The organism is Pseudoalteromonas sp. 23_GOM-1509m (genome assembly GCF_000518425.1).
Taxonomy (GTDB): Bacteria; Pseudomonadota; Gammaproteobacteria; order Enterobacterales; family Alteromonadaceae; genus Pseudoalteromonas; species Pseudoalteromonas tetraodonis.
Genome location: NZ_JADO01000015.1, coordinates 1 through 16,785 on the forward strand (window position 1 = coordinate 1; position 16,785 = coordinate 16,785).

The 16,785-nt window shown below is 40.8% G+C and carries 10 protein-coding genes; 2 read left to right on the plus strand and 8 right to left on the minus strand.

Annotation, left to right across the window (positions count from 1 at the left end):
* Positions 1 to 416: 416 nt before the first annotated feature.
* The 7 genes from N523_RS0106640 to N523_RS0106670 form a co-directional block, all read right to left on the minus strand.
* Positions 417 to 653 carry a hypothetical protein gene (locus N523_RS0106640; RefSeq protein WP_028835826.1) on the minus strand — a complete coding sequence of 79 codons (237 nt, stop codon included), beginning with the start codon at positions 651 to 653 and terminating at the stop codon, positions 417 to 419.
* A 502-nt stretch (positions 654 to 1,155) separates the two neighbouring features.
* On the minus strand, positions 1,156 to 2,868 hold the full coding sequence (locus N523_RS0106645; RefSeq protein ID WP_028835827.1) for an alpha-amylase family glycosyl hydrolase: 1,713 nt from the start codon (positions 2,866 to 2,868) through the stop codon (positions 1,156 to 1,158).
* A gap of 86 nt (positions 2,869 to 2,954) precedes the next feature.
* On the minus strand, positions 2,955 to 5,360 hold the full coding sequence (locus tag N523_RS0106650; protein ID WP_028835828.1) for a glycoside hydrolase family 15 protein: 2,406 nt from the start codon (positions 5,358 to 5,360) through the stop codon (positions 2,955 to 2,957).
* Positions 5,361 to 5,374: 14 nt separating this feature from the next.
* Positions 5,375 to 6,865: an MFS transporter gene (locus N523_RS0106655; protein WP_028835829.1), complete on the minus strand. Its 1,491-nt coding sequence runs from the start codon at positions 6,863 to 6,865 to the stop codon at positions 5,375 to 5,377.
* Entirely contained in the window at positions 6,862 to 8,718 is a 1,857-nt protein-coding gene (locus tag N523_RS0106660) for an alpha-amylase family protein (protein WP_028835830.1), read from the minus strand. Before N523_RS0106660 ends, N523_RS0106655 begins: the two co-directional genes overlap by 4 nt.
* A 150-nt stretch (positions 8,719 to 8,868) precedes the next feature.
* Positions 8,869 to 10,362, minus strand: a complete 1,494-nt coding sequence (locus N523_RS0106665; protein WP_028835831.1) for a tryptophan halogenase family protein — start codon at positions 10,360 to 10,362, stop codon at positions 8,869 to 8,871.
* Between the two features lie 114 nt (positions 10,363 to 10,476).
* Positions 10,477 to 13,260, minus strand: coding sequence for a TonB-dependent receptor (locus N523_RS0106670; RefSeq protein WP_028835832.1), 2,784 nt, complete (start codon positions 13,258 to 13,260; stop codon positions 10,477 to 10,479).
* A 658-nt stretch (positions 13,261 to 13,918) separates the two neighbouring features.
* Between N523_RS0106670 and N523_RS0106675 the strand changes: the two genes are divergently transcribed.
* The gene (locus N523_RS0106675; RefSeq protein WP_028835833.1) at positions 13,919 to 15,559 is read left to right on the plus strand and encodes an alpha-glucosidase family protein; all 1,641 of its coding nucleotides are present in this window, start codon (positions 13,919 to 13,921) and stop codon (positions 15,557 to 15,559) included.
* A 53-nt stretch (positions 15,560 to 15,612) separates the two neighbouring features.
* Here N523_RS0106675 and N523_RS0106680 read toward each other — a convergent pair whose 3' ends face one another.
* The gene (locus N523_RS0106680; protein ID WP_028835834.1) at positions 15,613 to 16,167 is read right to left on the minus strand and encodes a TIGR00645 family protein; all 555 of its coding nucleotides are present in this window, start codon (positions 16,165 to 16,167) and stop codon (positions 15,613 to 15,615) included.
* Positions 16,168 to 16,410: 243 nt separating this feature from the next.
* On the opposite strand from N523_RS0106680, the gene N523_RS0106685 reads away from it, so the two are divergent.
* Positions 16,411 to 16,653: a hypothetical protein gene (locus N523_RS0106685; RefSeq protein WP_016899532.1), complete on the plus strand. Its 243-nt coding sequence runs from the start codon at positions 16,411 to 16,413 to the stop codon at positions 16,651 to 16,653.
* Positions 16,654 to 16,785: the final 132 nt, after the last annotated feature.

Below are 16,785 nucleotides of genomic sequence, written 5' to 3' on the forward strand. Positions count from 1 at the left end.
AAGAGTACCCGCATGATAAACGAATTAGAGTTAGTGCATGGGATCAAGCATCGGGTGTGGCACAACCACCGACGGCGTTAGGATGGCAATGCAGCTAACGCTGCATTGAACCACGAACATAGACTGAAGACAGGTGCCACGACGAACTAAGTAAGGTCTGCTCTGTTACTAGAAATAGTAATAATCAACGAATATCAGCAAGATAACCGACGACATTACTTGCTTCATCCTATGTATTAACTCGCTCTAATTCGAGCAGAAGTAATTATGGCTTAAAAAGTTAGGCAAGGGTCAGTGCGTTTAACTTGACAGTGGGAGTCATACCAACGCCCATTTAAGGGGCTGTTAATTGTTTGCTAAAATGTGTAGCGTAGCGAAACCGAGCAAACTGTTAGCAGTCCCGCTTTAAATTCTTGTTAGGTGTTTTTATCACTTTTGTCTGGAATATCATTGCACAAAGCACACTCTACACCTTTACGTGATTGATATAGTCTTGAACATATAAACACTGCTGTTGTAATCAATGACCAAGTACAAGCAAAAATTAATGCTTCTTGAACTGAGTGCTGTTTAAGCAACTCAACTATAAAAAGTAAGGCTGCTACTCCAAGAAATACTTTTAATGCTCTAACGAACCAAAACTTAAATCCCATTTGAACTCCAAACCTTAGAAACACCTAACAATTTGATAGTGCGCTCGTCGCGTATGTTTCTGCCAACGTCACGCTAATATATTTATTAATTACTTTTTTAACAAATAACTTAACTCATTGCCAGCTAAAATTTTTTCTTGCTACTAAATATAATAAGAAAGAAGAAAGTGCGCTCAGCGCTCATTTTCTTGAATATGGGAGCAAAACAACTAGACTGTATATTTATACAGCCTTCAATATTGGTGATGATATGAAAATGCGTTCCCCATTTTTAAATTATATCGCTGATTATATGTTGGTACGTCAGTATTCATTACGTACCGTAAATACCTACCTGTGATGGATTGCATCTTATATTCATTTTCATGATAAGCGCGATGACGTAAGAAGAAGTTAAGCTACTTATGACTCATTAAAAGCGCTGTAACATGGAGGTAATGCAATAAAAGCACATTCACCAAAAGGAGCTAACGTATGTTAGCACCTTTTGTGTGCATTCTATTTATAATGTGTTGTTTAGTAACAACAAACCATAGCCAGCGAGTTGCTCGCCATTGAGGTCGTGTTGCCAGCTAGGCGTAAAACCCTCGCGTTTAATACTGCTAATGCTTTGTGCGTTAGCGGTTAAGTTAAGCACAAACATACTTTTACTGCCGTTTAACTCGCGGGTTATTTCAACTAGGCCGTTGTTGTGTTGCGTTAATTCATAACTGCCTTTAATACCCAGCTCTGGGCGCTGTTTTTTCTGCGAAATTAAGTGCTGGTACAAGCGCCATAATGAGTTTGGCTGCATTTGCTGTACTTTAACATTGCGATCACCTGCGCTAAGCTGCTCGGCTAAAAATTCAGGCCACCAGCTTGTAAAGTCTTTACCAAATAATTCACTTTGTTCAACCCAGCTCGTTTTAGCTTTGGTAAAACCGGCTTGATTGCTGTTGTCCCATTGCATAGGCGCACGTTTATAAACATCGTGACCTGTGCCACCTTGTGTTAAGCCTATCTCTTCACCGTAATAAATATACGGCGTGCCAGGAGAGCTAAATAACATGGCGGCGGCAAGTTTTGCTTTATCGTCGTGCTCTGCAAGTTGATAAGCGATACGTTCTTGGTCGTGATTAGTTAAAAACGGTGCAAAAAAATCAAGCGGTGCATTTGAATCAATACGCTGTTGTAAATTTTGTTTGAGCACATTGGCATAAACTGTATTCACTTGTTGATTAGATTGCATGGTGCCAAATTGCGCTTCACCACTGGCATTGGGTTTTAATAAGCCCAGTATTTTATAGCCCACTTCAAAATCAAAGCCCTGATCAAGCCCTTTACCTTCGCCGTAGTATTTTGCCGCCACAGGAATATCTGCCCAGGCTTCACCCACCAAATATGCCTCAGGGTTTACACTTTTTACATACTGATTAAAGTGCTGCCAGTAAGCTATGGTTTCGTCTGTGTCGGCCTGTGTATTGCCGCCGCTTTCCATGGCAAAGCGTACAGCGTCTAACCTAAAGCCAGCAACGCCTTTATCAAGCCAAAACTTAGCCATTTTTTCCATTTCGGCAACAACATCTGGGTGGCGTAAATTCAAGTCAGGTTGGCTTGCTCCAAACGCACCATAGTAATACTGCTGGCGTGTTTCATTCCAATGCCATACTGCGTCGGGTTGGTCGTTATTACTCCAAGCATGCCCCCAACCACTTCCTGCTTTTGGCATATCGTCGCGCCAAATAAAGTAATCTGCATAAGGAGCTTGTTGTTTTGCTGAACGCTGAAACCATTCATGGTTACTTGATATATGGTTTATAACTAAATCAAGTATGACTTTCATGCCTTTGTCGTCAGCAGCTTTTATAAAGGCTTCAAACTCGGCCATGCTGCCGTAGTCGTTTTCTACTTGGTAAAATTCAGTAAAATCATAGCCATGATACGACGGTGCTTCAAACATCGGGGTTAACCACAATGCGTTAACGCCAAGCTCTTGTAGATACGGGAGCTTTTGGGTCATACCATTAAAATCGCCATGGCCATCAGCATCGCTGTCGTAAAAACTGCGGGGCCAAATTTGGTAAAATACCGCATTTTGCCACCAAGGCGTTGCGTGTTGTTCAGTATTTAGTAGCGATGTTTCGGTGTTATTCGTGTTGTTATTTAATGATGGTGCGCTTTGGCAGCCTGTTAGCATGATTGCTAATGCTAATGCGCTCAAGGTAAATGTTTTCATTTCAGCCTCGTTATTATTGTAATAAATAACATAGCCGTATTTTACTACGGCTATGTTAATTAACCTGAACTGCGGATAGTTTGTGGTTATTTTAGTGCGTTAGTTACCACCGGATAATGATCCCATACTTGTTTGTCGCTTAGTGAGCGCACTAGCTTCACGTATTCAGCATGCGTCCACGCCAGTGGTGTGGCCGAGTTTGTACCCTCGCCTAACGTGTATCCTGCTTTATTTACGCCTACGCCATCCCATACTTGTTCAGGTAGCATCATGCCTTCGTTAGCAAATTGCTCTAGCCCTTTTACATAGCTATTTTTAATAGCCTGTTGTTTTGTTGCATCTAAACTATTATTGGCATTTGCAGCGGCAATTTCGTAATGACCACGTTCACCGGTAAAAAATGGCCAAACTCGCCCACGTTGCCCTGGGCTGTTTTTTCCACCTTCGGCATAGTTAGCGCCCGTTACTTCGTCTTCACCGTATCCGTCGTTACCATAACGGCGGTAGCCTGCAAATGTGCCGCTGCCGTCAGTAAACTCAAAGCTGTATTTTACTTGTAGGTTATCGGTTAGGGTTTCGTCATCATATTCTGGGAGTGTTTTTACTATGCTAGGCGCTAGCGCATCACGAACGCCATAGCGAACGAGCTCTAAAAATCCACCATCGAGAATTTGCTTTTTATTAAACCCTTCACGGCCATTATTAGCGTTAATTTTAGTATTTGAATTGGCGTCTTTGTCTTGGCCAATACGTATAAAATACTCGCCGTCTGATGCGTTTGATTCTAAATTTCCTGCGGTGGTAAACATCATGCTTTCTATATCGGCGTTGTAACTTTTTGCTGTTGCAAGGTAGCGTTTAGCATTTACCTCATCACCTGCCATTTTTGCAATATCAGCGGCGGTAATTAAACCGGCAATAACAGCAGCGGTGGTTGATGGCGAATACCCTTCTTGCTCTTCCCAACGCTCTTGTTGAGTCGCAGGTGGGGTTATTTGCATGTCGTTCCATAGGATTTTAGCGCGCCCACCGTCTACCAAAAAGTCAGCGGCCGGTTTTAACATGCGGGTATACCAATCAGTTAGCTCAGCATCACTTAACACATCTGCCTGATGAAGCTTCCACGCTAGCATAATAGGCATAGCGGTTTGGTCTAGCTGTACGCCTACCCATTCAAGTTCGCCATCTACGTGCGTTTTTTGTAAAAACCAACCTGTGTCGCCGTTGTTGCCCGGGGTTTTGCTGTTTACTTGTACTTTTTCAAGGTATTCAAATGCGGTTTTAGCTGTTGCAGTATCGCCCATGGCCATAAACGCCATGGCAACTTGATAAAAGTCGCGCACCCATACCGCTTTGTAACCGGTAGAGCCGGTTTTCGCCGATACGGTTTCACCCCATGGGTTAGATAAAGAGGCAATAAGTGCCCCAGCATGAGTTTTGTCTTCTTGCGCTTTTAACACCATAGCACTGGTGTAAAGTAACTTGCCGTTATCAGCGGTTTGTTCGCTCATTTTATTTAGCGGTGCAAGGCTTTGCAGGTAGTCTTGCCAACCAAGCGCTTCGCCTTTACCGTTGTAATTATCAAGCACAGCTTGGTAACCTTTGGCTAGCGTAGCTTGCCCTTGTTTAAAGCTTGATTGCTGGTTGTTACCAAAGCTTAGGGTTAAATCGAACTGGCTGTTTTCACCAATTTCACCCAGCTCTGCAAGTAGGCTAACATTACCCGATTGTTCACCGGTAGTTTTATAAACACGGGTAAGCTGCTGAGTTTTTTTAAGCTGGCTTAAACCATCGCTCACACCTGTAAAACCAACACTTGTTTGTTTAAATGGCTGTGCACCTTGCAATGACAAGTAATTATCGCCCTGCCACGCTACCAACCCTTGCTCGGTGGTTTTTGCAAAGTCATCTAAGCCGTTGTTGTTTATATACGGGTTAATTGTTACATATGCTTTTACACCGTCAAGCTGGGTATTAAAAATACTGCGTACAAATAAGCTTTGACCGTCTGGATCGGTAAATATATGTTTTTCGAGGCTAAAGCGACCTTGCTTATCTTTGCTTACTACTTTGTATGCTAATGATAACGGGCGGCCTTTATCGTCTTTGTATAAGTAATCAATGGTAACGTCTAAATCGTCAGCTTCAGTGACTGTAAAATCTTTTCCGACTACAACAAATTGCATGTCTTTAATTTGCGCTTGATGAATAAGCCCGAACATGGTTTCGGTGATCATCCCTTTGGCAATCGAAAACCATACTTTTGACACTTTACCTGTAGGTGCTTCGTCACTGTAATGGCCATTTTGGTATTGCTCAAAAGACGTGCCTATCCCAGTTTTGCCTGCGTATGCCCAAAATGGGGCTTCGCCTGGTGCGCCTGGCGCACTCACTGATGTTTGCGCTACTGCACTGGTTTGCGTATTTTGCACGCCACAACCTACAAGGCCTGCGGCCAATATTGTCGCGGTAATTAGGTTATATTTTTTCATTTTAGCCCCTTAAATTAAGACTGTTTAACACGCAGTACGGCAACCGCTGCAAGTACAAAAGACACAGCACCTAGCATCAATGCGTAAATAGGTTGATTTTGGAAAAAGTGACGGAGTATCAGGCCAAGTACACTGGCGGCTAATAATTGTGGGATCACAATAAAAAAGTTAAATATTCCCATATACACACCCATTTTATGACTCGGTACTGAGGTACTTAACATGGCGTAAGGCAACGACAATATAGACGCCCACGCAAAACCAATTCCTATCATTGGCCAAATAAGTAAGCTCGGTTCTTGTATAAACATAAAGCTCGCCAAACCTAACGCACCTAAAATAAGGTTAAGTGCATGTGCTAGTTTTAAACCAACACGCTTAACGATGATCGGGATACATAAAGCCGCCAATGCAGCAAAACCGTTGTAAGCCGCAAATAAAATACCCACCCAGTCTGCACCATTGTTATACGCCGCTGAACTTGTGTCGCTGCTACCATAATGAAAACTTGTTACCGCTGAGGTGGTGTAAATCCACATGGCAAATAAGGCAAACCAGCTAAAAAACTGTACCCAAGCAAGTTGTTTCATCGCCTCTGGCATGGTGAACACATCGTTAACGACTTGGTAAAAGCCACCGCTGGTGTGGCTTTTTGCTTGTAGTGCGGCTGCAATAAATTGAATTACGCCAAAACTCACTAACCCAGCTGCTAATAGGTACAGCTCTTTTTCTAGGTTTAATCCCGTGACTAAACCAAGTACGGCAAGCCCTAACACGGTAAATACACTGCCGCCTTTACTAAAGTTAATTTGTGCACAAAGCGTCTGTTCAACTTGAGCTTGCTCTTGTTGATTAAATGCGGCCAATTCTTCAGGTGAATATTCTTTGGTGGTTATAATTGTCCAGCCCACTGCGACCAGCAATACAACTGCACCAAAGTAAAATGAGTACTTTACTGAATCAGGAATTTGCCCTGCAGCGGCGGTGTTGGCAATATCAAACCAGTTTGTCATCATCCAAGGCAGTGCAGAAGCAACCACGGCGCCTACGCCTATAAAAAAGCTTTGCATTGCATAGCCCGTAGCACGCTGTTTGTTTGGTAGGTTATCGCCTACAAGGGCGCGAAATGGTTCCATGGTGACGTTAATCGATGCATCCATGATCCATAACATGCCCGCTGCAATCCAAAGTGTTGGTGAGTTTGGCATAATAAATAACGATAATGTGGTTAAAATAGCGCCGTATAAAAAAAACGGACGACGGCGACCTAATTTACCCCACGTTTTATCACTCCAGTAACCAATAATTGGCTGTACAATTAAACCGGTAAGTGGTGCTGCTACCCACAAAATAGGAATATCGTCGACATTAGCGCCAAGGGTTTGAAAAATCCGACTTACGTTACCGTTTTGCAATGCAAAGCCAAATTGAATGCCTAAAAAGCCAAAGCACATGTTCCAAATTTGCCAAAAACTTAAATCTGGTTTGTTTTTATTGTTATTCATTTTTCAGCCTTATTAATTAAAACCGCACTACTAAATGCATCAAGGGTCAGTGTAAAGGTGGCGTTTTGTTGATCGTGATTAACCAAAATACCGTTATGCGCCTCTAACAGGTCATTTAACGTTGAATTAGGTTTGAGAGTTAAAGCTTGGTGCGGGCTAAGTGTAACGGTAACCGTTTGCGATTTTTGGCTAAAGTTACTCAGCACCCATAATGATTGTTGGCCTAAGGTACGCACAAAACCAACCACGCTGTCACTCCCCGTGATCATCAGTTGCGCCATATCGCCGGCAACAATCGCTGGTAAATCGTTAAGTGCCATAATTGAAATGTAATATTGGCGTAATTGCGCTTGTTCAGTTGTTAACTGACCGCCATCAAATTTACCGTTGTTCATCCACGCTTGGTGAGCAGGAACACCAATATAGTCAAAAATACTGGTGCGAGTTGGGCTACCAAACCCCGCGTTTTCTGAGCCATCTTCACCCACATCTTGACCAAAATAAAGCAAGCTTGGCGAGCGACTGATTAAGTGAGAGACCACCATTGCTGGCTTGCCCAACGCGGCATCGCCGGCAAAATCAGGACTTGCGATACGTTGCTCGTCATGGTTTTCTAAAAAGTGCAGCATATGTTGTTCTATGTCAGCCACTTTTTGCTGAGCATTAAAAATACTACTTGCGGCTTGCTTGCCTTGCATTATGGCTTTTAAGGTGTCGTAAAAGCCTACTTTGTCATACAAGTAATCCATTTTACCTTGGTGAATATAAGTTCGGTACATCAATGGGTTGTACACTTCTGCAAGTAAAAATGCATCGGGTTTATGCATTTTTATCGATGAATTTAAAAAGCTCCAAAATTCAACCGGCACCATTTCAGCCATATCATAGCGAAAGCCATCCACGCCTTTATCTAACCAATAAAGCGCAATATTTCTAAATTTATACCAGCTATTAGGCAACTCTTTATCTTGCCAAAAGGCGTAATGAGCGCGGTAGTCTTGGTTTTCTAGCGCCTTAGGTAAAGTTGGAAAATCTAGGCTACCATCGGGTTTAACACCGTAGTTTACTTTTACTGTTTCGTACCAGTCGTTTATATTAGGCTGTGGAGAGCGTGCACCGTTTCCTGTCCATTTAGCCGGTGTTTCATTAAATTTACCATCAGCTAAGGGATGAGAATTTCCGCCAAGCACTTGATAACTGTCGCTCGAAGGCACTTGAAATGACTCACCAGGTACATAATAAAAGTTATTATTAACATCATAGTCTTTGCTGGTATCGTCTTGTTCACCAAAGTCTTTAACGCCATAAGGCTTAGCCGTTGAGTGGTAATCACGTGCAACGTGATTGGGCACAATGTCTATTATCACTTTCATATCATGATCGTGGGTACGTTCAATAAGCGCGCTAAACTCTTCGAGTCTGTTGGTAACATTTACCGCCAAATCAGGATTTACATCGTAATAATCTTTAATTGCATAGGGCGAGCCTGCACGCCCTTTAACCACATCTGGATCATCCTGACTAATTCCATATTCGGTGTAATCACCCACTAAGGCATGATGTAAAACGCCGGTATACCACACATGGGTCGTTCCTAATTCTTTAATGCCTTTAAGCGCAGCATCGTTAAAATCAGCAAACTTACCCACCCCATTTTGCTCTTTAGTACCCCATGGAATGTTTGCGGTTTGAGTATTACCAAATAAACGGGTAAACACTTGATAAACAACTGGCTTTACAGGCTCTGTTTTATTAACAACCGTTTTTGCTTGTGTGCTTTTATTATCATCACTGCAGCCTTGCACAACTAATGTGCTTGATAGCAACAAGGGTATGTAAAATCTTTTTTTCATTGTGTGTGTCATTTTTATTTCAGTGTTGTCATTGGTTTATACTAAAGCTAACTGTAGTTTGGTTACAGTTGCTGCATACGTATTCACAGCTATATTCAGACCCTGTTAACCCAAGAATTAAACTGCTAAGCATGTTACTAGCCAAGGCACTTATTTTGGTTTTAAACTACTTAAAAATACTGTGTGACTTGGCAGTTGCTCTACTGTTGAATTTATTAATGTTTTTAAATTACTAAATAACTCTGTTAATTGCTCATTGGATAATGAATCTGCTAGCGCAGCGTAATCATCGGGTAATAGGCCTTGTCCTATCATGACTTGTTGCCACGCCACTTCGGCAAATAACTCATCGTCTTCACGGATGAGCTTGCCTGTATGTTTAAACAATTCGATTTTCTTTTTCAGTGAATCAGGAATGCTCATTTGTTGGCATTGGCGCCAAAACGGGCTATCGGTACGCTCGGTCAACTTGTAATGCAAAATAATAAAATCGCGAATATGTTCAATTTCGATTTGGCTTTGCTGATTAAATGTCTCCACTAATGGCTCACTAATGCCGTTATGGGGAAATAACTTAATTAAACGCGTTACAGCGCTTTGTATTAGGTGAATACTGGTTGATTCAAGTGGCTCTAAAAACCCACTCGATAAGCCAATAGCAACGACGTTTTTGTGCCACTGTTTTATACGACGACCCGTTTTAAACTTAATTAACCGGGGGTCAGTAATAGGCTCTGCGGGAAGGTTGTTGAGTAATAATTGTTTTGCATCGTCATCAGATATATGGCGGCTACAATACACCAAGCCATTGCCCATTCTGTGCTGTAATGGAATTTGCCACTGCCAACCGGCACTGTGAGCAATTGAACGTGTATAAGGTTTTAGTTCATTATTTGATGCTGTTTGCACTGCAATGGCGCTATCGCAGGGTAAGTAGTGCGACCAATCTACAAACCCAGTATTGAGTGTTTGCTCAATCAGTAAGGCACGCAAGCCCGTACAATCTAAAAATAAATCGCCACTGATACTGCTGCCATCATCAAGGGTTAGGCTCTGAATATTGCCACTGGTTGGGCACTGCGTAACCTCACTAATTTTAGCATCTAGGTGTTTTACACCCCGCTCTGTGGCTAAGTGCTTTAAAAACTCCGCATACAAACTGGCGTCAAAATGATACGCGTAGCTTAATCCTGGCAACGACGTGTTAGAAATGGTATTCAGTGGAGCAAATTTATTGTTTTTTGCAGCCTGATAATTTAATGAAAAGTCCCAAAAATCATCTTTGCACCCTTGCGTTTGGCCTTTAAGCCAAAAATTATAAAAATCACAAAAAGGAAAGTTTTTACCCAAGGTGCCAAACGCATGCATATAACTGTGCGCTGGTGTTTTCCAGTTTTCAAATTCAATACCTAGCTTAATCGTTGCGTTAGTGGCGTTTATAAAGTGTTGTTCATTGATACCCAATGCATTATTTAGCTGCATTATAGGAGGGATAGTAGCTTCCCCTACGCCCACTGTGCCAATGTGAGTTGATTCTATTAGGGTGATATTAATTACTTTACCTAATACTTTATTTAACAGTGCAGCGGCTATCCATCCAGCTGTACCACCGCCTGCAATTACGACGTGTTTTATTGGTTTCATATTATTGTCCACGTTTATAAATCAGAGTTTAAAAAGTTTGATAAAATTTAGGTAAAGTAGCTATAAAAAAGCCCTTGTAAAACAAATCACAAGGGCTTCTAAACACAAAATTTATTATAGCTTGTAACTAAAGCCTAACAAGTAAGTACGACCGTAATCTTGGTAGTCACGCACTTGCAGCGCATTATCGCCTGATAGCGATGTAAACGGCTCTTCTGTTAGGTTTTGTACTTGAAATTGCACGGTTAGTCCTTCAAGTCCTGTTATACCCGCTTCAGAGAAGTCGTAACCGGCTTGAATATCCCAAATAGTTTCACCTAAGATATTTACTTGGTCTGTGTTAAAGCCTAAACCATACACATCACCTTTAAAGCTACTGCGTTTACGCATGCTTGTACGTAATTGAAGACCGTGCATTTCATAATAAACAGTTAAGCTTTGGATTTTATCTGAAAGACCAGGTAGCTCGTATTCGTTACCGTTTTGATCTTCGATGTCTGATTCAATCCCTGTATGGCTGGCAATTAAACCAAAACCTTCAAGAGATGGATGGAAAATCTTAAATGGTAACGCTAAAGATAGTTCGTAACCCCATAGGTCACCACCGCCACCATTTACTTTACCACTACCTGTACCAACATTTGTTGCTGGCAACTGACCTGTAGATGGGTCTTCAACACCTGTCATATCAATTTCGTACGTGCCATCGAAAATCCACTGAGTTAAGTCTTTGTAGAAAAATGCAGTTGAGAAGTAACCTTCATCACTAAAGTAGTTTTCGTAAGTGATGTCGTAACCTGTTGCTTCTTTCGCTTCAAGTTCTGGGTTACCACCCGAAACGGACCAGTAGTTGCCGTTTTCGTCTGGTGTTTGATTATATGATGCATTAACCGAGGCATTCATTTCATCCAAACGTGGGCGAGAAATTGTTTTAGCTGCACCAAAACGTACGGTTTGCTGCTCATCAAGTGCTAATGATAAATTTAAGCTTGGTAATACGTTTGAGTAATCGTGGCTAATGTCTGTTGGTGACGTTAATACTAACCCATTTACAGAACCAAACGCGTTACCTTGTGAAGATTGCTCAGTTTGAATGTAACGAACGCCAACATTACCAGTTAACAAAAGACCATTAACTTCAGTGTTAATATTTGCTTGAACAAATGCAGAGGTAACTTCCTCTTCTACCGTCCATGATTTTGTCGCGTGGCTTGGATTAGTTAAACTCTCTGCAAGTAAGTTGTAGTAGCCATCATTAACCAGACCATTTGTGTCATAGGCAATCATATTACCCATACCTATAAAGTCTAAATCTACACTACCTTGGCGGTACTGCTCAGGTACACTCACCATTCCTGGGTTATCAAGTGAGAATGCTGAAAGCGTCATAAAGTAGCCTTCAGAGCTCTTTGATTTTTCACGTTGACGATGCGAAATACCAAATTCGATTGAGCTTAGATAATCATTTTCAAGTACTTTTGACGCTGCAAACTTTAACGTTGTTAGTTCGTCATCAATGGTAGGCGCATTAATAAAACCATCTTGAGCTTGGTTTTCATACTCTGTGCCTGTAATTCCATATTTATCATTTAGCGCTGAGCTTGCGCCCCACGAAAGCGGACCACCTAACTGGATCAGGTCATAGTCGCTGTAATCAAGATCGTGTGTAAATGTTGCACCTGTGTTGCCACCATTAAAAGTGTAGCCTAGGTTATCGGCAGCACCACGTGAATCACCACGCCCTGTACCTGAATAACTTTCAATGCTCCAGATTTTACGGTCTACTTGTGAGTAGCTTGCATCAAATTCTACTGACCAAGTATCATCGATGTCATATTTAGTATTAAAACCAAATGCTGTTAGTTCGGCTTTACGTTCTTCATAATCGTTACGAACTACAACGCGTTGACCTTGCGTGGTTGCACTGGTAATAAACCCTGATTCTGCATCAACAGTCGTTGAGTCTTCGTTAATCGAACCTTGACCCCATGCAAATGGTATCTCAATACCACGAAGTATTTTTTCGTCTGAAAAGTCTACATACAACGCATCAAATGACATATGTAGCTTATCTGATGGAGCAGCTTCTAAAACAAGCATTGCAGAGTCACGCTCAAGCGTTGAAGAACGCACATAAGGTTTTGCACCGCCTAAAATAGAGTAGTTATTTCCATCAGCAGTGAACTCTGGGTAACCCCAAGAATTCCAGCGCTTTTCTTGGTTTGGTGAGCTCATTGTGTTCAAGGCAAATGCAACACCAATTGTGTCATCTGCAAACTGATCGATATACGATAAAGTACCGCGGTAACCATCGTTGTTGCCGTCTGGGTTTAATTTATCAAAACTTGTTTTTTCGTACTGACCGTTAACCTGTACTACACGCTCGCCTTTACTTAAAGGCTTTACTGTTTGCATATTAATTACACCAGCGATACCTTCTGCATCAATGCTAGCACTTGGTGTTTTATATACGGTTACACCGCTCATTATTTCTGATGGGTAAAGGTCAAACTCAACGCCACGGTTATCACTAATTGAAACCTGTTCACGGCCATTAAATGTTGTACCACTTTCGTTTTCACCAAAACCACGAATAGTTACTCTGCTTGCACGACCATCAAGACGCTGCGCCGTTAAACCGGGTAAACGTGCGATTGACTCTGCAATTGACGAGTCTGGAAGTTTACCAATATCTTCTGCAGAAATTGACTCAACAACCTGTGTTGAAAAACGCTTAGTATTAATTGATTCAACAACACTACCGCGAAAGCCTTTTACTTCAATGATTTCTACATCATCATTTTTTATTGTTTCTTCTTGTGCCGCAGTGGTGGCAAAGCTTGATAGTCCGGCAGCAGTTAATGCTAGCGTTAGTATACTTGGTTTGAACATAGCCATAATGTTTTCCCGTTACCCATAATGTGATACCCGCTTACTTGCTTAAGTGATAGTTAAGCATGCGAGCTTATTTTGTTGTCAGGATGAATATTAACGCTCGTATTATTTTATTAACAACTTTATGCATACGTATTCAAAGTTACACCACACGCATTAAGTTAACATTAAATTTACACACTATTTTATAAGTGACTGTTTTATTATGAGTTATTTTAGTGCAATTAGCATTTATAGCTTTAATGATAGTCATTATTTATTTTTTGATAAAATAAGTGTGTCATTAAACATAAATAAAGTGACACGACGCTATTTTATTTTCTAATTTATTAGTATGGAGAACATTTATTTATGTACAATTGGTAAGACCAATATTAATAATCACCAATTTAGTGCACCCCCTTATTTTTAAGCACCTAAATAACGCAAACAATAAATTAACAATTTAACAAACCAAATTGGTAAAGAGATATTCAATAAACCGGCGTTAAAATCGATGAAATAAGCGATTGATTTAACCTCTTTTAATGGCCTTAAAACGGTGCATACGTATGCAGACTTTTTACAGTATGACGGGCTTCAAGTATGCTTTTTCAAATAAACGAGGATTAACACCTCTAAAAAAGAACAACACAAAGACAGTGTGAAAACGGAGAAAGGCATGGCCCAAAAGCAATGGTATAAAGGTGCGGTTATTTATCAGGTTTATCCGCGTAGCTTTCAAGATAGCAACAACGATGGCATTGGTGACTTAAAAGGGATAATTAATCGCATTGATTACATTAAAAGCTTAGGGGTGGATGCTATCTGGATCTCACCTTTCTTTAAATCACCTATGAAAGATTTTGGTTATGATATTAGCGACTATCGCGATATCGACCCCCTTTTTGGTAACTTAGATGATTTTGATGAGCTCATTGCGCAAGCACATCAACGCGATATTAAAATTATTATAGACCAAGTGCTTAGTCACACCTCAGATCAACACCAATGGTTTATTGATAGCCGTGAAGATTTAACCAACGATAAAGCTGATTGGTATGTATGGGCCGATGCTAAAGAAGACGGAACAGCACCAAACAACTGGTTGTCTATTTTTGGTGGCGGTGCATGGCAATGGGAGCCGCGTCGTGGACAATACTACTTACATAACTTTTTCACGGAACAGCCTGATCTTAACTTTCATAACCCTGATGTTCGCCAAGCTGTATTAGATAATGTTGAGTTTTGGCTTAAAAAAGGCGTTGATGGTTTTAGGTTAGATGCAATTAACTTTTGTTACCATGACGCACAGCTTCGTGATAATCCTGCAAAACCAAAAGAAAAGCGTCAGGGCCGTGGTTTTAGTGAAGACAATCCGTATGCTTTTCAGTATCACTACTACAACAACACACAGCCAGAAAACATTGAGTTTATGCGTGACATTCGCACCTTACTCAATAAATACCCAGGAACCGTGTCACTAGGTGAAATTTCATCTGAAGATTCATTAGCCACCATGGCAGAATACACCCAAGGCGGCGATAAATTGCACATGGGTTACAGCTTTGAGCTACTAACTGATGACTACTCGAGTGAATATATAAGAAACACCGTTACTACACTTGAACAACGTATGACTGAAGGCTGGCCTTGCTGGGCATTTAGTAACCATGACGTAGAGCGCGTTGCAAGCCGTTGGAGCGAAACGGGTGAAGTAAACCCTGCGCAATGTAAGATGTTAACCGCCCTATTGGCCTCGTTACGTGGTAGCGTGTGTATGTATCAAGGTGAAGAACTCGGGCTCGGTGAAGCAAGCGTTGCGTTTGAAGATTTACAAGACCCATACGGCATTACGTTTTGGCCAAACTTTAAAGGCCGTGATGGTTGTCGTACCCCAATGCCTTGGGAAAACCTTGATAGCTCACATGCCAATGCTCACAATGCGGGCTTTAGTGAAGTAAAACCGTGGTTACCTGTTGATCAACAACATAGGCTGCAAGCAGTTGCTGAGCAAGAGAATGATTCAAACTCAATATTAAATGCGTACCGTGAATTTATGGCATGGCGTAAAAACCAGCCGGTATTACTTGAAGGTGATATTGAGTTTTTACAAACCGAAGAGCCAATCTTAGCGTTTTACCGTACTCTAAACGATGAAAAAATGTTGTGTGTATTCAATTTGAGTGCTTCACAAGCAAAACTTACTACTAATGCAAGTGTTGAAAATGAACATAACGACCTTTCTCATCACAACGCAAAGCTTGATAATGAAACACTGACAGTTGAGCCATTTGGTTGTTATTACGCCCACTGCAGTTAATATTTACATTATTATAAAAAACCCGAGCACTGCTCGGGTTTTTTTAGCATTTTTTAATGGCTAATTGTTTTACTATTTAAGTAATCAGTAAATGCAAACAGTACACCCGACACAACAAAGGTAACGTGTATCAGCACTTTCCAGAGTAATTCATCATTTGAATGAGATGCAGAGCTTATAAACACCTTTAATAGCTCAACGGCTGAAATGGCGACTATTGCACTAATCAGTTTCATTTTTAAACCAGAAAATCCTACTTTTCCCATCCATACGGGACGGTCTTCATGATTTTCGATATTAAGCTTAGAGACAAAGTTTTCGTAGCCACTAAATATAATAATTAATAAAAGTCCAGCTAACAAAGCGGTATCAACCAAAGTTAATATACCCACCAACAACTCTTGATTACTGGCAGTAAACGTTGCGATCCCCATCAAATACAGCTGTTTAAAAAATTTTATTAGTAATAAAACCACAGCAAATAGTAAACCGACAAAAAATGGGGCTAATAACCAGCGTCCTTTGAATATAAACGACTCAAGAGCATGCTCTACTTTATGAACAGGTTGTATTTTTTTATTTATATTATTTGTATGTGGCTCTGACATAAGAACACCTAAAAATTAAAACGCGACATTAGCCTAAATTTAGCTGTAACACAATTAGTTAAGGTTAAACACTTTTACGCGATACGCTCATCTTGACGATAAAAATATTTCGTTTCCCTTTATTTTATATTCGATTAAAAATCAATATACCAACAGAGATGTTCTGGCTTGGTTACACTTGTTTTATGTAGGCATTGTATGAATGCATAACTCGATTGTTACTCCATTTTTAGGAATAAGAAAATGAATAAAGCATTACTCGCGTTAATCGTTGCACCATTTTTCGTTTTATCTGCTGCTAATGCAGTGGCAAACGATGCTACAGACGCTTCAGCTGAGACGATTCAGGAATTCACAGAAATGTGTGTTAGTTGGGCTAAAGAAGACGACGTAAGCAATGAAGAGCTTTATAACTATGTTTTAAAGTGTGTGAATGATGAACTAACATCTGAAGGCTATAACAAAGTCACTGCTGTTAAAATTTAATGAATAATTGAGTGAATTGAACCTAAATTGGTTACATTTTTTAATCCTGTAAAGTAAAAAAACAGATTAAAAATGCCATTGCGATAGGTTTGATTTGACAAAAAAAACCGGAACTGTCACAGGCTGTGCATT

Coding starts and splice junctions, on each gene's coding strand:
- N523_RS0106640 (WP_028835826.1), bottom strand. CDS start 653: ATGGGATTTAAGTTTTGGTTCGTTAGAGCATTAAAAGTATTTCTTGGA.
- N523_RS0106645 (WP_028835827.1), bottom strand. CDS start 2,868: ATGAAAACATTTACCTTGAGCGCATTAGCATTAGCAATCATGCTAACA.
- N523_RS0106650 (WP_028835828.1), bottom strand. CDS start 5,360: ATGAAAAAATATAACCTAATTACCGCGACAATATTGGCCGCAGGCCTT.
- N523_RS0106655 (WP_028835829.1), bottom strand. CDS start 6,865: ATGAATAACAATAAAAACAAACCAGATTTAAGTTTTTGGCAAATTTGG.
- N523_RS0106660 (WP_028835830.1), bottom strand. CDS start 8,718: ATGAAAAAAAGATTTTACATACCCTTGTTGCTATCAAGCACATTAGTT.
- N523_RS0106665 (WP_028835831.1), bottom strand. CDS start 10,362: ATGAAACCAATAAAACACGTCGTAATTGCAGGCGGTGGTACAGCTGGA.
- N523_RS0106670 (WP_028835832.1), bottom strand. CDS start 13,260: ATGGCTATGTTCAAACCAAGTATACTAACGCTAGCATTAACTGCTGCC.
- N523_RS0106675 (WP_028835833.1), top strand. CDS start 13,919: ATGGCCCAAAAGCAATGGTATAAAGGTGCGGTTATTTATCAGGTTTAT.
- N523_RS0106680 (WP_028835834.1), bottom strand. CDS start 16,167: ATGTCAGAGCCACATACAAATAATATAAATAAAAAAATACAACCTGTT.
- N523_RS0106685 (WP_016899532.1), top strand. CDS start 16,411: ATGAATAAAGCATTACTCGCGTTAATCGTTGCACCATTTTTCGTTTTA.